General features: G+C 65.0%; 16 protein-coding genes and 1 pseudogene. 8 read left to right on the plus strand and 9 right to left on the minus strand.

Features of this window, described 5'->3' with window-relative positions; all coding sequences use genetic code 11:
* Nucleotides 1-240: 240 nt before the first annotated feature.
* The 5 genes from LOY37_RS12765 to leuA all read right to left on the minus strand — a co-directional run bounded on the left by LOY37_RS12765 (nt 241) and on the right by leuA (nt 6,975).
* Complete coding sequence (locus tag LOY37_RS12765; RefSeq protein WP_045198886.1) at nt 241-1,755, minus strand: DHA2 family efflux MFS transporter permease subunit; 1,515 nt, start codon at nt 1,753-1,755, stop codon at nt 241-243.
* A complete protein-coding gene (locus tag LOY37_RS12770; protein WP_258717075.1) occupies nt 1,745-2,899 on the minus strand; it encodes an HlyD family secretion protein in 1,155 nt (384 codons plus the stop codon). The genes LOY37_RS12765 and LOY37_RS12770 overlap by 11 nt, the downstream gene beginning before the upstream one ends.
* Nucleotides 2,896-4,389, minus strand: coding sequence for an efflux transporter outer membrane subunit (locus LOY37_RS12775; protein ID WP_258717076.1), 1,494 nt, complete (start codon nt 4,387-4,389; stop codon nt 2,896-2,898). Before LOY37_RS12775 ends, LOY37_RS12770 begins: the two co-directional genes overlap by 4 nt.
* A gap of 143 nt (nt 4,390-4,532) precedes the next feature.
* A complete protein-coding gene (locus tag LOY37_RS12780; protein ID WP_045198892.1) occupies nt 4,533-5,267 on the minus strand; it encodes a helix-turn-helix transcriptional regulator in 735 nt (244 codons plus the stop codon).
* A 10-nt stretch (nt 5,268-5,277) separates the two neighbouring features.
* Nucleotides 5,278-6,975, minus strand: coding sequence for a 2-isopropylmalate synthase (leuA, locus tag LOY37_RS12785; RefSeq protein ID WP_045198894.1), 1,698 nt, complete (start codon nt 6,973-6,975; stop codon nt 5,278-5,280).
* Nucleotides 6,976-7,365: 390 nt separating this feature from the next.
* On the opposite strand from leuA, the gene LOY37_RS12790 reads away from it, so the two are divergent.
* Together LOY37_RS12790 and LOY37_RS12795 are read left to right on the plus strand one after the other, a co-directional pair.
* A complete protein-coding gene (locus tag LOY37_RS12790; RefSeq protein WP_045198895.1) occupies nt 7,366-7,776 on the plus strand; it encodes a hypothetical protein in 411 nt (136 codons plus the stop codon).
* A 19-nt stretch (nt 7,777-7,795) separates the two neighbouring features.
* Nucleotides 7,796-8,902, plus strand: a complete 1,107-nt coding sequence (locus LOY37_RS12795; protein ID WP_258717077.1) for an alkene reductase — start codon at nt 7,796-7,798, stop codon at nt 8,900-8,902.
* Here the strand turns inward: LOY37_RS12795 and LOY37_RS12800 are convergent.
* The 3 genes from LOY37_RS12800 to LOY37_RS12810 form a co-directional block, all read right to left on the minus strand.
* On the minus strand, nt 8,886-9,086 hold the full coding sequence (locus LOY37_RS12800) for a hypothetical protein (protein ID WP_143013286.1): 201 nt from the start codon (nt 9,084-9,086) through the stop codon (nt 8,886-8,888). The two genes, LOY37_RS12795 and LOY37_RS12800, sit on opposite strands and share 17 nt — an antisense overlap.
* A gap of 186 nt (nt 9,087-9,272) precedes the next feature.
* On the minus strand, nt 9,273-10,574 hold the full coding sequence (locus LOY37_RS12805) for an MFS transporter (RefSeq protein WP_045198899.1): 1,302 nt from the start codon (nt 10,572-10,574) through the stop codon (nt 9,273-9,275).
* A 67-nt stretch (nt 10,575-10,641) separates the two neighbouring features.
* Complete coding sequence (locus tag LOY37_RS12810) at nt 10,642-11,955, minus strand: L-fuconate dehydratase (protein WP_258717078.1); 1,314 nt, start codon at nt 11,953-11,955, stop codon at nt 10,642-10,644.
* A gap of 101 nt (nt 11,956-12,056) precedes the next feature.
* Here LOY37_RS12810 and LOY37_RS12815 point away from each other — a divergent pair, with 101 nt between their 5' ends.
* The 6 genes and pseudogenes from LOY37_RS12815 to LOY37_RS12840 all read left to right on the plus strand — a co-directional run.
* Nucleotides 12,057-13,004 (plus strand): LysR family transcriptional regulator, encoded by a 948-nt coding sequence (locus LOY37_RS12815; RefSeq protein ID WP_258717079.1) that lies wholly within the window; start codon nt 12,057-12,059, stop codon nt 13,002-13,004.
* Between the two features lie 34 nt (nt 13,005-13,038).
* A complete protein-coding gene (locus LOY37_RS12820; RefSeq protein WP_258717080.1) occupies nt 13,039-14,004 on the plus strand; it encodes a LysR family transcriptional regulator in 966 nt (321 codons plus the stop codon).
* Nucleotides 14,005-14,169: 165 nt separating this feature from the next.
* Entirely contained in the window at nt 14,170-15,717 is a 1,548-nt protein-coding gene (locus LOY37_RS12825) for a UxaA family hydrolase (protein WP_258717081.1), read from the plus strand.
* 39 nt (nt 15,718-15,756) lie between these two features.
* Nucleotides 15,757-17,337 carry an aldehyde dehydrogenase (NADP(+)) gene (locus LOY37_RS12830; RefSeq protein WP_408980714.1) on the plus strand — a complete coding sequence of 527 codons (1,581 nt, stop codon included), beginning with the start codon at nt 15,757-15,759 and terminating at the stop codon, nt 17,335-17,337.
* A 76-nt stretch (nt 17,338-17,413) separates the two neighbouring features.
* Nucleotides 17,414-18,631, plus strand: a complete 1,218-nt coding sequence (locus LOY37_RS12835; RefSeq protein WP_258717083.1) for a fumarylacetoacetate hydrolase family protein — start codon at nt 17,414-17,416, stop codon at nt 18,629-18,631.
* Nucleotides 18,632-18,695: 64 nt separating this feature from the next.
* A pseudogene (locus LOY37_RS12840) lies at nt 18,696-19,258 on the plus strand (MFS transporter); the annotation flags it as partial.
* A 158-nt stretch (nt 19,259-19,416) separates the two neighbouring features.
* Here the strand turns inward: LOY37_RS12840 and LOY37_RS12845 are convergent.
* A complete protein-coding gene (locus tag LOY37_RS12845) occupies nt 19,417-20,343 on the minus strand; it encodes a class I SAM-dependent methyltransferase (RefSeq protein WP_258717084.1) in 927 nt (308 codons plus the stop codon).
* Between the last annotated feature and the right edge of the window lie 4 nt (nt 20,344-20,347).

Consider the following 20,347-nt stretch of genomic DNA (forward strand, 5'->3'; position numbering starts at 1 on the left):
GCCAGGCAACGGAAAGCTAAGACATAAGAAGTTACAAATCAAGACTTCGAAAACATAAAATTTAGGGGCGGATTAATAACTTGTAGGCACGCGAAAAAGGCAACTTCATTACTGAAGTTGCCAAGCGGCAAGAGGCTGTTAATAGCGTTTTTTATCGCTATTTAATTAGATTTAGTGCATGCCATACCACTGAACTCCCTGTTCGCTAATACCGTTATAACTATTAATTACATGTAAACTTCAGGCCGCCCGCTGGGTGCGCAGCACCAACGCTGCTACTGCGCAGCCAATCAGGGCCAGGCAGGCGACATAAAACGCATCGCTGTAGGCCATCAGGTACGCCTCGCGGCGTATGGTTGCAGCCAGACCCTCCAGTATCTGCTGCTGTTGCGGCAGCCAGGTGTGCACCGCCTGGTTGAGGCGCTCCTGCAAACCTGGCGAAAACACTGTGACATGTTCGTGAATACGCTCGCTGTGGTAGCGCTCGCGGGTGGCGACGATCTGCGTCAGCCCGGCGGTACCGATGGCGCCACCGAGGTTGCGCAGCATGGAAAACACCGCCGATGCCGAGCCCGCTTCGCGCTTATCCAGGCCCGCCACCGCCAGCACCGACAGCGCGACCATGATGAACGGCTGGCCGATGCCGCGAACCACGGTGGAAGGGATGATCACGTTGTCGGCGCTGTCGACGTTGAGGCTGGCGCCCAGCCAGCAGCCCAGGGCCATGATCAGAAAGCCGCTGGCAACCATGAACTTGGCGCTGGTCCAGGCCATCAACCGCGGCATCAGCGGCGCCAGCAGCAATTGCACCAGGCCATAGGCGATCAGGCTGACGCCGACATCGCGGGCGCTGAAACCCTGCAACTGCGAGAGGTAGTTGGGCACCAGGAACACCAGGCCGAAGGTGGCGCCGCCAAAGATGAACATGGCCACGCTGGCCACGCCAAAGTTGTAGCGCCCGAGCAGGCGCAGGTTGATGAAGGCGCGGCTGCCGTACAGCTGGGTGACCACAAACACCACCAGGGCGATGCCGGCGGCCACCGACATGCCGAGGATATAGCCCGAGCCGAACCAGTCCAGGCGCCCACCTTCCTCGAGCACGATCTGCAGGCCGCCCAGGCCCACGACCATGGCGAAGATCCCCAGCCAGTCGCCGCGGCGCAGTAACTCAAGCTTCATCGGCTTGGCCTCGATCGACCAGGCGATGGCAATCAATAGCGCTACCCCGGGGAACAGCTGCAGGTAGAAAATCCAGCGCCAGGAATAGGCATCGGTCAACCAGCCGCCAATCGACGGCCCCGCGGCCTGGGCAACACTGTTGGCGAGGCTGAACAGGGCCATGCCCATGGCCATCTTGCTGGCCGGCAGTTCGGTGATGATCAGCTGGAACGACAGCGGGATCAGCACCGCGCCGGCGGCGCCCTGGATCACCCGGATGATGATCATCGCCTCAAGGTTGGGCGCCCAGGAGCAGGCGATCGAGGCCAGCAGGAAGATGAACGAGCCGGTCCACATCACCCGGCGCATGGAGAACACTTCGACCAGCCAGGCCGTGAGCGGAATCATGACGATCTCCGCCACCAGGTAGGCGGTGGAGATCCACGAGCCTTCCTCGAAACTGGCGCCCAGCGAACCGCGGATTTCCGGCAGCGCAGCGCTGGTGACGTGGACGTTCATGCCGGCCATGAAACAGCCGAACAAGCCGCCGATCACCGCCACCCAGGCCCGCAACGAGACCGGCTGTTCACTGCTCATCGGCAGGCTCCCCACGGGTGTCGACGGTGGTCACCACCGACATCCCCGGCAGCACCTGCACGCCGCCCTCGGCCTGGTCGAGCAGGATGCGCACGGGAAAGCGCTGGACGATCTTGGTGAAGTTGCCGGTGGCGTTGTCCGAGGGCAGCAGGGCAAAGACGTTGCCCGAAGCCGGCGAGAAGCTGGCCACCCGGCCGCGCAGGTGCTGGCTGGAAAAACTGTCGATGCTGATTTCCACCGGCTGCCCCTGGTGCATGTGGGCCAGCTGGGTTTCTTTGTAGTTGGCAACCACGTAGGTCTGGTGCAGCGGCACCACCGCCAGCAATGGCTGGCCGGGCACCACGTATTGCCCGGCGCGCACCCGGCGCTGGCCAACCACGCCATCGATAGGGGCGCGGATCACCGTGTCCTGGGTGTCCTGGTCGGCCAGGGCGTGGCGGGCCTTGGCGCTGGCCAGGGCTGCCGAACGTTGTTTGATCTGCGCCTCGGCCAGCAGCGCCTGGGCCTTGGCCATTGCCAGTTGCGACTGCTGCTCGCGCTGGCGGGCCTGGGCGCTCTGCAAGGCGGCGCGGGCCTGGATGGCATTGGCGTTGGCCGATTCCAGGCGCTGCACGGTGGCGGCGTTGTCGCGCACCAGGCCCTGGTAGCGCTGCATGTCCAGTTCGCTGCGGCGCCGCTCGGCCTCGGCGCTGTGCACGGCCGATTCGGCCTGGAGGATGGCTTGCTGCTGCTGGTTGATGCGCTCCACTGCCACCTGCTGGCTGGCCTGGGCGGCGGTCAGCGCAGCCTGGGCCTCGGCCACCCCGGCTTCGGCCTGGTCGCGGCGGGCCTGGTAGTCGCGGTTTTGCAGGCGTACCAGCACGTCGCCAGCTTTTACCGCCTGGTCGTCATCGACTTCAACCTGGGCGACATAGCCGGCCACGCGCGGGCTCAAGGCCACCCAGTCGGCGCGCACGTAGGCGTCATCGGTGGTCTCCAGAAAGCGCCCGGTGCTAAACCAGTAGCCGCCGAACACCAGCACCGCCACCACGCTCAGGCCGCCTGTGGCGTACAGCGCCAGGCGCCGGCGGGTGAGGGTGGGCAAAGGGGCTTTGCGCTGCTGCTGATCGGCAGCCAGCGGTGGTTTTTCAACGGCAATATTCATGGTTGGATTCCAGTGTCGGTAGGTGCGCTCTGCACCAGGGTCGCGGCCGCGGCCGGTGGCGTTTGCCAGCTGCCGCCCAGGGCCCGGAACAGATTGATTTGTGCCCGCGCCAGGCGTCCCTGGGCCTCGACGTGGCGAGCGCGGACGCTGATCAGGTCGCGCTCGCTGTCGAGCACCTCGAGGGCATCGACGGTGCCGGCGCGGTAGTTGTCCTGGGCCAGGGCAAAGCCGCGCTGGCTGTGCGCCAGGGCCGCACCCAGGGCTTGCGCCCGCTGGCGTTCGCCGTCGTAGCCGGCCAGGGCCTGGCGCACATCCTTGAGCGCGCCCAGGGCCACGCCGCGGTAGTGGGCGATCTGCGCTTGCTGCAGGGCCCGGGCCTTGCTGACCCGGGCGCGGTTGGCCTTGATGTTGGGGAACTCCCAGCTGATCAGCGGGCCGACGGCGAACATCACCGCCTGGCTGTCACCGAGGTTGGACAGGTGATGGTCCGAGGACGTCAGCGAGGCGCCGAAGCTGACCTTCGGGTACAGGTCGGCCTTGACGATGTCGACTTCAAGGTCGGCGGCGCGCAGGTCGCGCTCGGCCTTGCGCACATCCGGGCGGCGGGCCAGCAGTTGCCAGCCATCGCCGCCAGGCAACGCTGCTTTCAGGGTCGGGATGCTTCGGCAACTGGCGGCACCGGCGCTGATTGCCGCAGGCGGCTGGCCACTGAGCATGCTGAGTTCGAACAGCGCCATTTGCCGCCGCGCTTCAAGCATCGGCAGTTGCGCGCGGACCTGCTCGCGCAGCCCGCGCAGGCGCACCGCATCGAGTTCGGTGGCGATCCCGGCCTGGCGCTGGCGGTCACTGAGCTGCACGCTGCGCTCCAGGGTCTGCAGGGATTGTTCGGTTTCCTGCAGGCGCGCGCCGTAAACGCACTGGTCGATGTAAGCGCGGCTGGTCTGGGTCACCACCTGCAAACGCACCAGCTCCATGGCCTCGCGGGAGGCGTCGGCCTGGGCCCGGGCGCGCTCGATGGCAGCCCGCACCTGGCCCCAGACATCGACCTGATAGGCCAGCTCGATGCCCGGGTTGAATTCCCATTGCGACGGCGCATGGCTGTCGGTGGCCTGGGCCAGGGTCTGGTCGTCGGCACTTTTGCCGTAGCTGGCACCGAACTCGACGCTGGTCGAGGGCCAGCGTCTGGCGTCGTACTCGCCGATACCGGCGAGCATGGCCTGCACGTTGGCCTCGGCCTGGGCCAGGTCCTGGTTATGCGCCAGGGCATGCTGGACCCAGGTGTTGAGCTGCGGGTCCTGGTACAGCTCCCACCAGCGCTCGGGCAAGGCCTGCTGGCTGACGCCGGCGGGCAGGCTGGCCAGTGGATCGGCTTGCAGTGCCAATGGCGCCGGGGTCGTTACGGATTGGCTGGTGCAAGCGCAGAGCACAGCCAGGAGGCTGGTGGCGGCGAGAAGCCGGGCGGGGAACGGCGGGGATCGAAGTGCACGCATCACGAAAGTCACATCTAGGGTCGTGATGCCAGATTAACGAGGGGAGGGCAGCGCTTCTGCCGCGAGCGGGACAACCATGGCCGTGACCGGGACAACCTGGCCCGGCAGCGAGGAGGGCGTGGCCGCCATCCTCGCTGCGGGTCTCAGTGGCTGCGCGTGGCGCTGCCTTCCAGGGCGCTGACCTGCCAGTCGCGTGGGGTGTAGCCGAGGATGCGCTTGAACATCGCGGCAAAGGCGCTGGCACTCTGGTAGCCGTGTTCGAGCGCCACGTGCAGGATCGGCATGCCACCGGCCAGGCGCTGCTGGCTGAGAATCATGCGCGTGCGGGTGCGCCATTCACCGTAGGACATCCCCACCTCGCGCTGGAACAATCGCGCCACGGTGCGCGCACTCATGTTCAACTGCGCGCCGCATTGCTCCAGGGTGAGGTCTTGCGCAGGGTCTTCGAGAAAGCGCTCGCACCAGGCCCGCAGGCGTGGATGCTGCGGCACCGGCACATGCGCCTCGATGCGTTCAGCCGCCTCCAGCTCGCGGTGAATCAGCGCGCGCACATGCTCGCCCAACGACTCGTCGCGCTGCTCCTGCATGCGTGATGAGGCCAGGATCAGCTCGCGCAGCAGCCCCGAGACCACGATCACCTGACAGCGGTCGACGTGGGCGCTGAGCAACAAGGTGCGCATGCTCACTTCGCCGCTCATGCGCACCTCGTGGCTGACCCCTGCCGGCACCCAGAGGGCGTGCCCGCAGGGGATCACCCAGTTGCCTTCGTCGCTGCACACGCGCATGACCCCGCTGGTGGCGTAGATCAACTGGTCCTCGGCATGGCAGTGGCTGCCCACGACCTCGCCATGTTCATAGTCCATCGCTAATGGTTCCATGCCTTTCTCCTCAGGCAGAAACGCTGGCGGCGTGCAGGGGTTTGAGCAAGCCCTGGCGGGTGGCCCGCGACACGGCACCGACCACGGCCTTGAGCGATGCCTGGAGGATGCTGTTGTCTTTGCCGACGCCGAACAGCAGCTGGCTGTTGACGCGGATTTCGACATAGGCGATGGCTTCGGCCTGGGCACCGTCACGAATGGCGTGCTCGTGATAGTCGGCGATATCGAAGTTCAGGCCCTGCTGGGCGAAGGCATTGACCAGCGCCGCCAACGGCCCGTTGCCTTCGCCGCTGAGCGCCAGGCGCGCGCCGGCGATGTCCAACTGGGCATCGAGGTAGGTGCAGCTGTCTTCGCTGGCAAGCCGAGGTTGCTGCAGGGTGTAGGGCTTGCCTTGCTCAAGGTAGTTGTCGGTGAAGCACGACAGGATCATGTCGCTGGTGATCTCCTGGCCGGCCTCGTCGGCCACTTGTTGCACCAGGCCACTGAACTCCATCTGCAGGCGTCGCGGCAAGACGATGCCGTGTTGCTCGAGCAGATAGGCAACACCGCCTTTGCCGGACTGGCTGTTGACCCGGATCACTGCCTCGTAGCTGCGGCCCATGTCGGCCGGATCGATCGGCAGGTAAGGGATCTGCCAGTAGCCCTCGGGGTTGTTGCGCCGGTGGGCGAAGCCTTTCTTGATGGCGTCCTGGTGCGAGCCGGAAAACGCCGTGAACACCAGTTCGCCGGCATACGGGTGGCGCGGGTGGGTCGGCAACTGGTTGCAGAACTCGACTTCGCGCTGCACGTGGATGATGTCCGAGAAGTCCAGCTGCGGGCTGATACCGCTGGTGTAGAGGTTCATCGCCAGGGTCAGGATATCGACGTTGCCGGTGCGCTCACCGTTGCCGAACAAGGTGCCCTCGACCCGCTCGGCGCCCGCCAGGCAGGCCTGCTCGGCGGTCGACACGCCGGTACCGCGGTCGTTGTGCGGGTGCACGCTGATGACCACGCTGTCGCGGCAGCTCAAGTGGCGGCAGAACCACTCGATCTGGTCGGCGAAGACGTTGGCGGTCGAGACCTCGACGGTGGTCGGCAGGTTGAGGATCATCTTGTTGCTTGGCGAGGGCTGGAACACCTCGGTCACCGCCTCGCAGATCTCCAGGGCGAAATCCAGCTCGGTAAAGCAGAAGGTCTCGGGCGAGTACTGGTAGGTCCACTGGGTGTGCGGGTTGGCCTGCATGTGGGCCTTGATCTCGCGGGTGGCCTGGGTGGCGATCTCGATGCAGCCGGCGCGGTCGACCCCGAACACCACCTCGCGAAACACCGGCGCGGTGGCGTTGTAGACGTGGACAATCGCCCGGGGCACGCCCTTGAGGGCTTCGAAGGTGCGCTCGATCAGGTGGCTGCGGGCCTGGGTCATCACCTGGATGGTGACGTCGTCAGGGATCGCGCCGCTCTCGACCAGCTCGCGCACGTAATCGAAGTCGGTTTGCGAGGCCGCCGGGAAACCCACCTCGATCTGCTTGAAGCCGACCTTGACCAGCAGGTCGAAGAAGCGCCGCTTGCGCTCGGCGTTCATCGGTTCGATCAGCGCCTGGTTACCGTCGCGCATGTCCACACTGCACCAGGTCGGGGCGACCTGCTGGACCCGGTTCGGCCACTGGCGGTCCGGCAGGTCGACGGTGGTGAAGTGACGGTACTTGGTAGAAGGATCCTTCAACATCATGGCGGCGTTCTCCTGTGCCTACGGTTTTGCGCAGCGCCGGTTGCCCGCAAGCAACCGATGCCAATCGCAGATGGGATCCAATTCTAGCGCTGTTACATCTAGAAATAATTGCTAATTTTGCCAGTGACGGGTGAAGAAGCCTTTGCTGATCGCCTTAAAGTTGAAAATATTGGTGAATTATTGCGATTAAGTATTTTTATGAGCATATCCTCACCATTTGAACGCCTGCCTGCGACGCTCAGCCGCAAATTGCACCTGGCCTCAGCCGGCACCTAGTGGCGGGTTTCGACTGATCTATAAAAATTGCTAACAAGTCATTGCAGTCCAGCCCTGTTTATCAGCGACTTTCAATCAAACATCATGCTGACACCCCACACAGAGGTGCTCAGCATGACCCTTGACCTGCAGTTCGATCACCTGGCCTTCACCACCGCCGCCGACGGCGAGCTTCAGGCCGCGCTGCAAACCCTGCTGGGCGTCGAGCCCGGGCCGAGGCCGGCGTTTCCATTTCCCGGGCAATGGCTGTACCAGGGCGACCAGGCCCTGGTGCATCTGATCCAGGGGCCGCACACCGAGCTCAGCCATCTGGCCTTGCGTACCCGGCAGCCGGCGTCGGCAGTGCTCGAACGCGTCCGCGCCAGTGGCCTGGCCTACCAGGTCGCGCTGGTACCGGAGCAACGCATCTGCCAACTGTTTGTCAGCCTGCCCGGCGGCCTGGTCCTGGAACTGGACTGCCCGCTCGATCGTGACGACCTCGGCATTACCCACGACTACCAGCAGTGCGACCACGCACCTGTCTGACTTCAGGAGAGCCACACGCATGTCTACTTCAGCTTCGTTGTTTACACCCTTTGAACTGGGCCCACTGCAGTTGCCCAACCGTATCGTCATGGCGCCGATGACCCGCTCGCGCAGCAGCCAGCCCGGTGATGTGCCCAACGCCATGATGGCGGCCTATTACGCCCAGCGCGCCAGTGCCGGCCTGATCATCAGTGAAGCCACGCAGATCAGCCCGCAGGGCAAGGGTTACAGCTTTACCCCCGGCATCTACAGTGCCGGGCAAGTAGCCGGCTGGCGTCAGGTGACCGACGCCGTGCATGGCCAAGGCGGGCGGATTTTCCTGCAGCTGTGGCATGTCGGGCGCATGTCCCATGCGAGCTTCCATGCCGATGGCCAGCCGGTTGCGCCGTCAGCGCTGCGTGCCGATGCCCAGGTGTGGGTGGTGGGCGATGATGGCGTCGGGCGCATGGTCGAGGTCAGCCCGCCACGGGCCCTGAGCCAGGCAGACATTCAAGCGGTGATCGAGGATTATCGGCTTGCCGCCCGGCATGCCCGCGAGGCGGGTTTTGATGGCGTCGAGATTCACGCGGGCAACGGTTACCTGATCGACCAGTTCTTGCGCACCACCTCCAACCTGCGCAATGACGCCTACGGCGGCAGCCGCGAAAACCGTATCCGCTTTCTGCTGGAAGTGGCCGCGGCGGTGGCCGACGAAATCGGTGCGCAGCGCACCGGCGTGCGCCTGGCGCCCTACATCACCGCCCGCGGCATGGACTGCACGGACGTCATCCCGACCATCCTCCAGGCCGCCAAGGCCCTGGGCGCCCAAGGCATTGCCTACCTGCACCTGGCCGAAGCCGACTGGGACGATGCCCCGCAGATCCCCGAGCCGTTCCGCCATGAGCTGCGCCAGGTGTTTGCCGGCGCCATCATCGTTGCCGGGCGCTACGACGAGGATCGTGCGCAGGCCTTGCTCGAGGCCGGGCTGGTCGACCTGATTGCCTTCGGCCGGCCCTTTGTCGCCAACCCGGACTTGCCGGCGCGGCTAGCAAACGGCTGGCCGATGGCGCAGTTCGATGGCAGCCGCTTGTTTGGCGGAGATGAGCTGGGCTACAGCGACTATCCAGCCTTTATGACAGGCAAGTGAAGTGGCTGGGTTCCTGGGCTGCAAGCATCAGCTCCAGCGGTACCGGGACTACCCCGTCAAGGCCGGCGGGGGCCTGCAAGCCCACCACCAGCAGCGCCGGGCGCTCGCTCGGTTCGCTCGTGCCGGCGGCCACGGCGTTGATCATTCTGGCGTGGTTGGCTGCAATTTCAGTGAGGGTAGACACGTGACTTCTCCGGTAACCGAGCAAGGCGATTGCTGGCGTCCATAAGCGTTGGGGGGCTGGCCGTCGCGTCAGTATTACGTCACTGCCCGACGGTGATTGCCAGCCTCTGCAATCCGCAGGCCAAGCCTTGTCAAAAAATGGACAGGCCTGGCCGGTTTGCGATGGACGGAGTCACCTCGGGCTGTGCTAGGGCTCCTGACCCTGGCGCAAGCGCGTGCTGATCAGCGCCGCCAGCACCAGCAGCGCGGCGATCAGCCACAGGCCGTTGCGGGTATTGCCGGTGGTCTGTTCGATCAGGCCCATCACCGACGGCCCGACAAAACCGCCGAGCAACCCGCAGGTGGTGACGAAGGCCAGGCCCGCCGCCAGGGCATTGCCGCTGAGGCGGCTGGAGGGGAAGACGAAGATGATCGACTGCACCACGAACAGCATCAGCGCGGTCAGCGAGAAACCGATCAGGCCGATGAACGAGTTCGACAACGACGCCAGCAGCAAGCCGGCGGCCATGGTCAGCAAACCGAAGAACAGCAGGGTGCGGCAGCGCCCCGGTGAGGTGGCCAGGCGCGGCAGGGTGGCGGCGCCGATGGCGGCGGCAATCCACGGCACCGAGGTCAGCAGGCCGATCTGCAACGGGGTCAGGGCGGCGTAGGTGCCAATGATGCCCGGCAGGAAGAAGATCACTGTATAGATGGTGATCTGGTGCACGAAGTACACCGCGATCGCCAGCCAGATCTGTTTGTCGGCGAACATCTGGCTGAGCCGGCTCTGTTGCGGCGCCAAGGCTTTTTCGGCGTTCAGGCGCTGCTCGATGTCGCGGGCATCGGCCGCCGACAGCCAGGGCGCGGAGGCCGGGCCGTCCGGCAGTTTCTTCCACACCACATAGGCCAGGGCCACCGCCGGCAGGCCTTCGATGACGAACAGCCACTGCCAGCCATGCCAGCCCAGCAGGCCGTCGAGTTCGAGCAAGGCGCCGCCCAGCGGACCGCTGAGAATATTCGCCAGGCACACCCCGAGCAGAAAATAGCCGGTGGCCCGCGCCCGTTGCTCGCGGTCGAACCAGTAGGTCAGGTAGAGCATCACCCCGGGGAACAACCCGGCCTCGGCCACGCCCAGCAGCAGGCGCATGATGTAGAACGAGGTTTCGCCCTGGACGAAGGCCATGCCCGCCGACAGCAGGCCCCAGGTGATCATGATGCGGGTGATCCAGAAACGCGCGCCGACCCGGTGCATGATCAGGTTGCTCGGCACTTCGGCCAGCGCGTAGGTCAGGAAGAACAGCCCGGCACCCAGGCCATAGGCTGCGGCCGAAAGGCCCAGGTCGATGCCCATGCTGGCCTTGGCCAGGGCAATGTTGGTGCGGTCCAGAAAACTCATTACATAGACCACGATCAGCAGCGGCATCAGCTTGCGCAGCAGCAGACGGTTCAGGCGCTGGTCGTCGGCGACGGCAGGCGCGGCGGCCGCTGTCGCGTTAGTGAGGATTGTCATTGTTTTTTCCCCGTTCAAATGTGCGTACTGCGCGCCGCACGTGTTGCGGCGCGCAGGCTCAGGTCAGTCAGCCACGGTTGATGTCCAGCCACACGGCGCCATCGGGATACTGGTAGCGCTCCAGGGTTTGCGCGTGCATTTCGATGCTGTAGCCAGGGCGTTGCGGCGGCATGTAGCGACCGCGGCGGATCACCACCGGGTCGATGAAGTGTTCGTGCAGGTGGTCGACGTACTCCAGCACGCGGTTGTGCAACGAGGCCGAGACGGCGATGTAGTCGAACAGGGCGATGTTCTGCACATATTCGCACAGGCCGACGCCGCCGCCATGGGGGCACACCGGCACATCGTACTTGGCCGCCATCAGCAGCACGATCAGCACCTCGTTGAGGCCACCCAGGCGTGCGGCATCGAGCTGGCAGAAATCCAGCGCGCCGGCCTGGAACATCTGCTTGAACATCACCCGGTTGTGGCAGTGCTCGCCGGTGGCGACGCCGATCGGCGCGATGCGCTGGCGGATCGCGGCGTGGCCGAGAATATCGTCGGGGCTGGTTGGCTCTTCGATCCACAGCGGCTCGAAGACTGCCAGGCGGCGCATGTTGGCCACCGACTCATCGACGCTCCAGACCTGGTTGGCGTCCATCATCAGCGTGCGCTCCCAGCCCATTTCGTCGCGCAGGATGCTGGCGCGGCGCATGTCGTCTTCAAGGTTGGCGCCGATTTTCTGCTTGATGTGGGTCCAGCCGTCAGCGATAGCCTCGCGGGTCAGCTGGCGCATTTTCTCTTCGCTGTAGCCGAGCCAGCCGGGTGCGGTGGTGTAGCCGGGGTAGCCTTCGCGCAGCATCTGCGCCTCGCGCTCGGCCTTGCCTGGCACCTGACGGCGCAGCAGGGCGATGGCTTCTTCGGGGGTGAGCACGTCGGTGACGTAGCTGAAGTCCAGGCAGCCCACCAGCTGTTCGGGGCTCATGTCGGCGAGCAGCTTCCACACCGGCTTGCCTTCGTGCTTGGCCCACAGGTCCCAGACCGCATTGACGATGGCGGCGGTGGCCAGGTGGATCACGCCTTTTTCCGGGCCCAGCCAGCGCAACTGGCTGTCGCCTGCGGTAAAGCGGTGCCAGAAGCCGCCCATGTCGGCGGTGATGTCTTCAAGGGTCAGGCCGACAATCAGCGGCGCCAGCGATTGCACGGCGGCGGCGCAGATCTCGTTGCCGCGCCCGATAGTGAAGGTCAGGCCATGGCCTTCGAGGCTGTCGGCATCGGTGTGCAGCACGACATAGGAGGCCGAGTAGTCCGGGGCGCTGTTCATCGCGTCGGAGCCGTCCAGCGACAGCGAAGTAGGAAAGCGGATGTCGCGAACACTCAAGTGGGTAATGCGTATGCTCATGGCGGGCTCTTGTTCTGGGGTGGCACAGGGAGGCCTGACTGTAGGTTGTCGAGCGATACAGGCATAATCGCCAATTCCTAAGTAGGGATACCGGATTTGATATGCCTCCTAAGCCCGACCACACGTTACCGGCCCCTGCCAGCCTGGGGGCGCTGAAGATCTCCAGCCGGCAAATCACCTTGCTCAACGCCCTGGGCGAGTTCGGCAATTTGCGCCGCGCCGCGGCGGCGATGCACACCACGCAACCTGCGGCCAGCCTTTTGCTGCAGCAACTGGAAGAGCGCCTCGGCGTGCGCCTGTTCGAACGTTTGCCCCGGGGCATGCAGCCGACCCTGTATGGCGAGGTGATGATCCGCTACGCCCAGGGCGCCCTGCACGAATTCGAGCACGCCCAGGCGCAGATCGCTGAACTGGCCCGCGGCGCCTGCGGCCTGGTGCGGGTCGGTAGTGTCATGGGCCCGGTGCCGGGGCTGCTGACCCAGGCGGTGCTGGCCTACAAACGCGAGCATCCCAAGGTGCGTATTTCGCTGGAGGTCGGTACCAGCGACACCTTGCTGCCGTCGCTGCTGCGCGGCGATTTCGACCTGGTGGTCGGACGCCTGCCGGATCAGAGCGACAGTCACGAGCTGAACATCGAACTGTTCGACAGCGACGAGCAGATGCGCGTGGTCGCCCGTGCCGGGCATCCACTGGCCAGCACCGCACGCCTTGCGCTGGCCGACCTCGCCGAGCTGACCTGGATCCTCCACCCGATCGGCAGCCCCATGCGCCGGCGGGTCGAGAACGCTCTGCAGGCAGCCGGCATGGTGCAGTCGCTGGACATCGTCGAGACCGCCTCGATCCTCGCCACCACGGCGATGCTTGAGGCCTCGGACATGATTGCAGTGGTGCCCAACGACGTCGCCGAGCATTATGCCCGTTACGCCATGGTTGCCATCCTGCCGGTGGAACTGCCGATCTCGATGGTCAACCTGGGGCTGCTGACCTTGCGTTCGCGGCCGCGCTCGGTGGCCCTGGAAACCCTGTTGCACTACCTGCGGGCGCAGTAGCCCCGCGTATTCATCGGCAAGAGGCAGTTCGTTGATGGCTTCAGACATTACCCACGCCAGTTTCTGCAACTGGATCCGCTTCAAACACCTGGTGCTGATCGACACCCTGGCGCGCACGCGCAACATGCACGCCACCGCCACGCGCATGAACCTCAGCCAGCCGGCCTTGAGCAAGATGCTGCGCGACCTTGAAGAGCAGTTCGGCTTTGCCCTGTTCGAGCGCCTGCCGCGCAGCATGCCGCCCACCGAACTCGGTGAGTACGTGGTGCGTTATGCGCAAGGGGCGCTGGCCGAGTCGCAGCAGTTCGTCGACCAGGTCAACCGCCTGCGCAAGGGCGGCCATGGCTTTATTCGCGTCGGCGGGATTTTTGCCGCAACGCCCCTGGTGCTGCCCCAGGCGATTGCCGCGATCAAGGCGCGCAGCCCGCTGCTGTCGATCGAAGTGGTCGAGCAATCCAGCGACCATCTGCTGGCCATGCTTGAGCAGAACAAGCTCGACCTGATGATCGGCCGCTTCACCGAGGAGCGCTTCAGCCAACTGTTTGACTTCCAGGCCCTGGAGCCGGAACCCTTCAGCCTGGTGGTCAACAAGGATCACCCGCTCAACCAGCCGGGCAGTGCCTCGCTGCAGGCACTGGGCGACTGGCCGTGGGTGCTGTACCCGGTCGGCACACCGCTGCGCGAGCGCCTGGAGCAGGCCTTCAGGGCGGTCGGCATCGCCACCCCGGCAGACAGCGTCGATACCATCTCGATGCCGATGTTCCTGCATTTGCTCGAGTCCGGGCCGATGATCGCCATGTTGCCGCGCTCGATGGTCGCTGCGCAGTTGAGCAGTGGCCAGTTCTGCGAGCTGCAGTCGCCGTTGCAACTGGCGCCGCTGGAGTACGGGGTGATCACCCGCAAGGACGAACCCTTGAGCGCCTCGGCGCAGGCGTTTGTCGAGCTGTTGCTGGCGTTCGCCCGCCAGCGACGGGCAGAGCAGGGCAGTGCTGGCGATTGATAAAAACGGCTGACTGACAGCTTGCGATAACCCTGGGTTATCGCTTGATCGGATCATCTCATTGGGAATGTTGCGCCCGGCTCCTTAGAGTTATCGCAGATTCGCCCGGCACAGCACGGGCGGCGCCATAACAAGAAGCCGGCCGCATCCGCCCTGAGAGGTCCCATGCAACTGATTGCCAGCACCCGCAGCGGCGACCCTGCCGTTATCCGCTTGAACCCCCTGGACAATGTACTGATTGCCCGCCAGGCCCTGGTTGAAGGCCAGCACCTGGACGCCGAAGCCATCACCGTGCGCCAGGCGGTCCCGTCCGGGCATAAAGTCGCCACCGAGCGCGTGGAGCAAGGCCAGCCGCTGCGCCGCTACGGGCAGATCATCGGTTTTGCCTCGCAAGTGATCGAGGCCGGCGAGCATGTGCACGTGCACAACGTCGAGATGGGCGATTTTGCCCGCGACTATGCCTTCGGCGTCGATGCCAGGCCAACGCCTGCCAGCGAGGCGCAGTTCCAGGGCATCGTGCGTGCCGACGGCCGGGTCGCGACCCGCAACTACATCGGCATTCTGACGTCGGTGAACTGCTCGGCCACCGTCGCCCGCGCCGTGGCCGACCACTTTCGCCGCGACATCCACCCCGAGGCGCTCGCCGCCTACCCGAACATCGACGGCGTGGTCGCTTTGACCCACGGCGCCGGTTGCGCGGTAGACCCCAGCGGCGAAGCCCTGGGCCTGCTGCGCCGGACCCTGGGCGGCTACGCTATCCACCCCAACTTTGCCGCCGTGCTGATCATCGGCCTGGGCTGCGAGACCAACCAGATCGAAAGCCTGCTGCAAACCCAGCAGCTGCAAACCGGTGATCAGCTGCGCGCCTTTACCATCCAGGGCATTGGCGGTACCTCGAAGACCATCGCTGCCGGCATCGCGCAGGTCGAGGCGCTGCTGGCCGAGGCCAACCGGGTCAAGCGTGAGCCGGTCAGCGCCCGCCATCTGGTAGTCGGCCTGCAATGCGGCGGCTCCGACGGCTACTCGGGGATCACCGCCAACCCGGCCCTGGGTAATGCCGTTGACCGTCTGGTGGCAGCTGGCGGCACCGCAATCCTCTCGGAAACCCCGGAGATCTACGGCGCCGAGCACTTGCTCACGCGCCGCGCGGTCAGCCGTGAAGTGGGTGAGAAACTCATCGCCCGCATCCATTGGTGGGAAGACTACTGCCAGCGCATGAACGCCGCGCTGAACAATAACCCCTCGGCCGGCAACAAGGCCGGCGGCCTGACCACCATCCTGGAGAAATCCCTCGGTGCAGTGGCCAAGGCCGGCTCCAGCAACCTGGTGGACGTCTACCACTACGCCGAAGCGGTGCGCGCCAAAGGCCTGGTGTTCATGGACACCCCGGGCTACGACCCGGTTTCGGCCACCGGCCAGGTCGCCGGCGGCGCCAACCTGATTGCCTTTACCACCGGCCGCGGTTCGGCCTACGGCTGCGCGCCGGCGCCGTCGATCAAGCTGGCCACCAACAACCGGGTGTTCGAGCACCAGCTTGAAGACATGGATGTGAACTGCGGCGGCATCGCCGACGGCAGCACCAGCATCGAAGAACGCGGCGCCTACATCTTCGAGCAGATGCTGCGCATCGCCTCCGGTGAGCGCAGCAAGAGTGAACAGCACGGCTACGGGCAGAACGAATTCGTGCCCTGGCAGATCGGTGCCGTGACCTGATTGACAGCCCTGCAACCTTCTTGATGAGGCGACATGCACATGAGCTTTAGCGGATACAACTTCATTGGCGGCCAGCGCAGTGCCCTGGGCGACACCTTGGTCTACAGCGTCGATGCCCACACCGGCGAGCGCCTGCCGGGCGCCTTTCACCAGGCCAGCCTGGACGAAGTCGACAATGCCGTGGATGCGGCCAGCGCCGCGTTCCCGGCCTATCGCAAACTCTCGGCCGAGCGCCGGGCGCAGTTTCTCGAGGCCATCGCCGACGAGCTCGACGGCCTGGGCGAGGACTTTATCGCCGTGACCTGCCAGGAAACCGCGCTGCCCAGTGCGCGCATTGTCGGTGAGCGCGCACGCACCAGCGGCCAGATGCGCCTGTTTGCCCAGGTGCTGCGCCGGGGCGATTTTTATGGCGCGCGCATCGACCGCGCCTTGCCAGCGCGCACGCCATTGCCGCGCCCGGACCTGCGCCAGTACCGTATTGGTGTCGGCCCGGTGGCGGTGTTCGGTGCCAGCAACTTCCCCCTGGCGTTCTCCACCGCCGGCGGTGATACCGCCGCCGCCCTGGCTGCCGGTTGCCCGGTGGTGTTCAAGGCCCACAGCGGCCACATGGCCACGGCCGAGCGGGTCGCCGAGGCGCTGCTGCGCGCTGCCGAGCGCACGGCCATGCCGGCGGGTGTGTTCAACATGATCTTTGGTGGCGGTGTCGGCGAGGCGCTGGTCAAGCACCCGGGCATCCAGGCCGTGGGCTTTACCGGCTCGCTCAAGGGCGGCCGCGCCCTGTGCGACATGGCCGCCGCGCGGGCGCAACCGATCCCGGTATTCGCCGAGATGTCGAGCATCAACCCGGTGCTGGTTTTGCCCCAGGCCCTGGCCAGCCGCAGTGCGCAGCTGGCCAAGGACTTGAGCGCCTCGGTGGTGCAGGGCTGTGGCCAGTTCTGCACCAACCCGGGCCTGGTGCTGGGCATCCGCTCGCCGGCCTTCTGTGCCTTTATCGAGCAGCTGCGCGGCCATATGGCCGAACAGGCGCCGCAGACCATGCTCAATGCCGGCACCCTGGCAAGCTACGGCAAGGGTATCCAGGCGCTGCTGGCCCACCCGGGGGTAGAAAAACTCAGCGGCCTGGCGCAATCCGGCAACCAGGCGCAGCCGCAGCTGTTCAAGGCCGATGTCAGCCTGCTGCTGGAGCAGGACGAGCTGTTGCAGGAAGAAGTCTTCGGCCCGTGCACGGTGGTGGTCGAGGTCAATGATCAGGCCCAGCTGTTGCGCGCGGTCAACGCCCTGCATGGCCAGCTGACCGCCACCTTGCTGGCCGACAGCGACGACCTGGCCAACTTTGGCCAACTGTTCGAGGTGCTCGAAGTCAAGGTCGGGCGGGTGCTGCTCAATGGCTACCCGACCGGCGTCGAGGTCTGCGATGCGATGGTCCATGGCGGCCCGTACCCGGCCACCTCCGATGCCCGCGGCACCTCGGTCGGCACCCTGGCGATCGATCGCTTTCTGCGCCCGGTGTGCTACCAGAACGTGCCCGATGCCTTGCTCCCCGAAGCGCTACGCGATGCCAACCCGCTGGGTATCCAGCGCCTGGTCGATGGCAAGCCAAGCAACGCGGCCCTGAACTGATCACGGAGCAACTATTGCTCGCCGGACAACTGCAGTGCCCGACACTTTCGCATTAACCGACAACAAGAGCGCTGACATGACAGAGCACGCGAACACCCAAACACCGCTACACCTGAGCAAAGACGCTGCGCTATTCAACACCGGTACCTGGATCGGCCGCGTCTGGCTGGCGCAGCAGGGCCCGGCCGTGGTGCTGGTCAAAGCCGGCGCCGTGCACGATATCAGCGCCCAAGTGGCGACCGTCTCGGCCTTGCTCGAAGTAGCTGAGCCGGTGGCCTACCTGCGTTCGCTGCCGTTGGGCGAGGCGCTGATCGAGTTGCCGGCGCTGCTGGCCAACAGCGACCCGAATCATCGCGATCCGGCCTTGCCCTGGCTGCTGGCGCCGATCGACCTGCAGGCGGTCAAGGCCGCCGGCGTGACCTTCGCCGCCAGCCTGCTGGAGCGGGTGGTCGAGGAGCAGGCCAAGGGCGATCCGGCCAAGGCCGACGCGATCAGGGCGACGCTAGCCAGCCGCATCGGCGCCGATCTGTCGCAGATCGTTCCGGGCTCGGCGCAGGCTGAAGCCTTGCGCAAGGTCCTGGTAGAGCAGGGGCTGTGGTCGCAGTACCTGGAAGTGGGCATCGGCCCGGACGCCGAGGTCTTCACCAAGGCCCAGCCGTTGTCGGCGGTCGGCCATGGCGCCGATATCGGCATTCACCCGAAGTCGAGCTGGAACAACCCCGAGCCGGAAGTGGTGCTGGCGGTGTCGAGCAACGGCACGGTGCAGGGCGCCACCCTCGGCAACGACGTCAACCTGCGCGACTTCGAAGGGCGCAGCGCCTTGCTGCTGTCCAAGGCCAAGGACAACAACGCCTCGACCGCACTGGGGCCGCTGCTGCGGCTGTTCGACGAGACCTTCAGCCTTGAGGATGTGCGCAGCGCCGAGGTCGACTTGCGGGTCGAAGGCCTGGACGGCTTTGTGCTCCAGGGCCGCAGCTCGATGCGCCAGATCAGCCGCGACCCGCTCGACCTGGTGCAGCAGACCCTGAATGAAAACCACCAGTACCCTGACGGCCTGGTGCTGTTTCTCGGCACCCTGTTCGCACCCAAACAGGACCGCGACCAGCCGGGCAACGGCTTCACCCACAAACCCGGCGACGTGGTGACCATCAGCAACGGGCAGCTGGGCAGCCTGTGCAACCGGGTGACCACCAGCGACCTGGCGCCGCAGTGGGACTTCGGCGTGCGCGCGCTGATCGACAGCCTTGCCCGGCGCGGCCTGCTTGATGCCGCTGTGAGCGCCCGGCAGAGTTGATTGAAAGACGTTCCAGGGATGAGTGTGTGACGGCCTGAAGGATCGCCCCGGCGATAAAACCGAGATGAGCGCGCTGAAGAAGTACCAACGCATCACCGTTGTCTTCCTGCTGTTGATCGGCATCGTCAACTACCTGGACCGTAGCGCGGTGTCGATCGCCAACACCTCGATCCAGAAGGACATGATGATCAGCCCGTCGCAGATGGGCATCCTGCTCTCGGCGTTTTCCATCGCCTATGCCTTCGCCCAGTTGCCCATGGGCCTGATCATCGACCGCCTGGGCAGCAAGATCGCCCTTGGCGCCTTGTTGCTGGCCTGGTCGGTGGCGCAATCGGCGTTCGGCATGGTCAACAGTTTTGCCGGCTTCATGGGCTTGCGCGTGCTGCTGGGGATTGGCGAGGCGCCGATGTTCCCCTCGGCGGCCAAGGCGCTGTCGGAGTGGTTCGATGCCAACGAGCGCGGCACGCCTACCGGCTTCTCAAGAGCAAGGCGCAGTACCTGGCCGAACTAGCCGTGCAAGGCAAGCCGTTGCCAGGTGAGTACCAGGCGCCACAGGCAACGGCAGAGCCCAAGGCTTCGTACTTTGCCGGCTGGCTCGACCTGTTCAGGCACCGCAGTACCTGGGGGATCAGTGCGATCGTCGCGCTGTGTTCGGCGCTGGCGTATTTCCTGTTGCTCAAGGCGCCGATTGGCAACGCACAAGCCGCGCCTGAGCGGGTGGTGGGCGTGACGCAATAAGGGGCAGGGTGCAGGGGGCGATGATTGATCACGCCGCCCTGCGACTGTTACTGCACCGGGTTGATGAACGGCCCACCGGTGACCTGGACGAACAGCTTGCGAAACTCTTCGTTCTCAGGGGTAAGGATCAGTGCCTGACGCAGGAACTCCACGCCCTCGCGGGCATTGTCCAGCTGGCAATTGAGGGCGAAGGCCAGGTACAGGTTCTGGGCATTGAAGAAATCGTACGACAGCGCGACCTTCACCAGGTGCAGTGCACCGTTCAGGTCCTGGGCCTGAAAGCGTGCGTTGAACTCCTGGTTGAACTGACTGGCGTCGCTGGCGCTCAAGGCCGACAGCCCGGGTTGCTTGCGCAACACCACGGTGTGGCCATTGCCGACTTTCGAATCGGTCTCTTCGATGGTTTCGATCAGCCAGTGCCCCAGGCCTACCGAGTTGATCATGTTGATCGCCCGCAGCATGCTCTGTAGCGAGAACACATGGTAGTGCCCGCGCCAGTTGTATTCAGGCATCACGCTCATGTCGACGCGTTTTTCGAACGCATCGATCATCGACTCCAGGGTGGTCAGGGCGCGTACCCGGTCATTGGGGTCGGCGTTCCTTTTCGGGAAGATGCAAAAGAACACGCCATCGTCCTTGATCACCCGCGCGGCCTCGACATAGGCGGCAAACAGGTTGGGCACGTGTTCGATGACGTGGGAGCTGATCAGGTAGTCGAAGGTTTCATCGGCGAAGGGGATATCGGTGAAATCGCCCAACGCATCGATCCGGGCAGGCGGGACTTGATAGTTGGCCTGTTCGTTCTTGTAGAGGTTGAAGTCTTTCAGATCCAGCGGGTAGAGAAACGACTCACCGTCGCAAGGGCCCAGATTGAGGCAGTCGGGCAAATAGAAAGCGTTATGGCTGGCAGCGCCAATCTCCAGGCCGGAACCCTGGCAATACTTGTTGGCCAACGCCATACCCATCTCGTTCATATCG

Source organism: Pseudomonas sp. B21-012, from assembly GCF_024749305.1.
Classification (GTDB): Bacteria; Pseudomonadota; Gammaproteobacteria; order Pseudomonadales; family Pseudomonadaceae; genus Aquipseudomonas.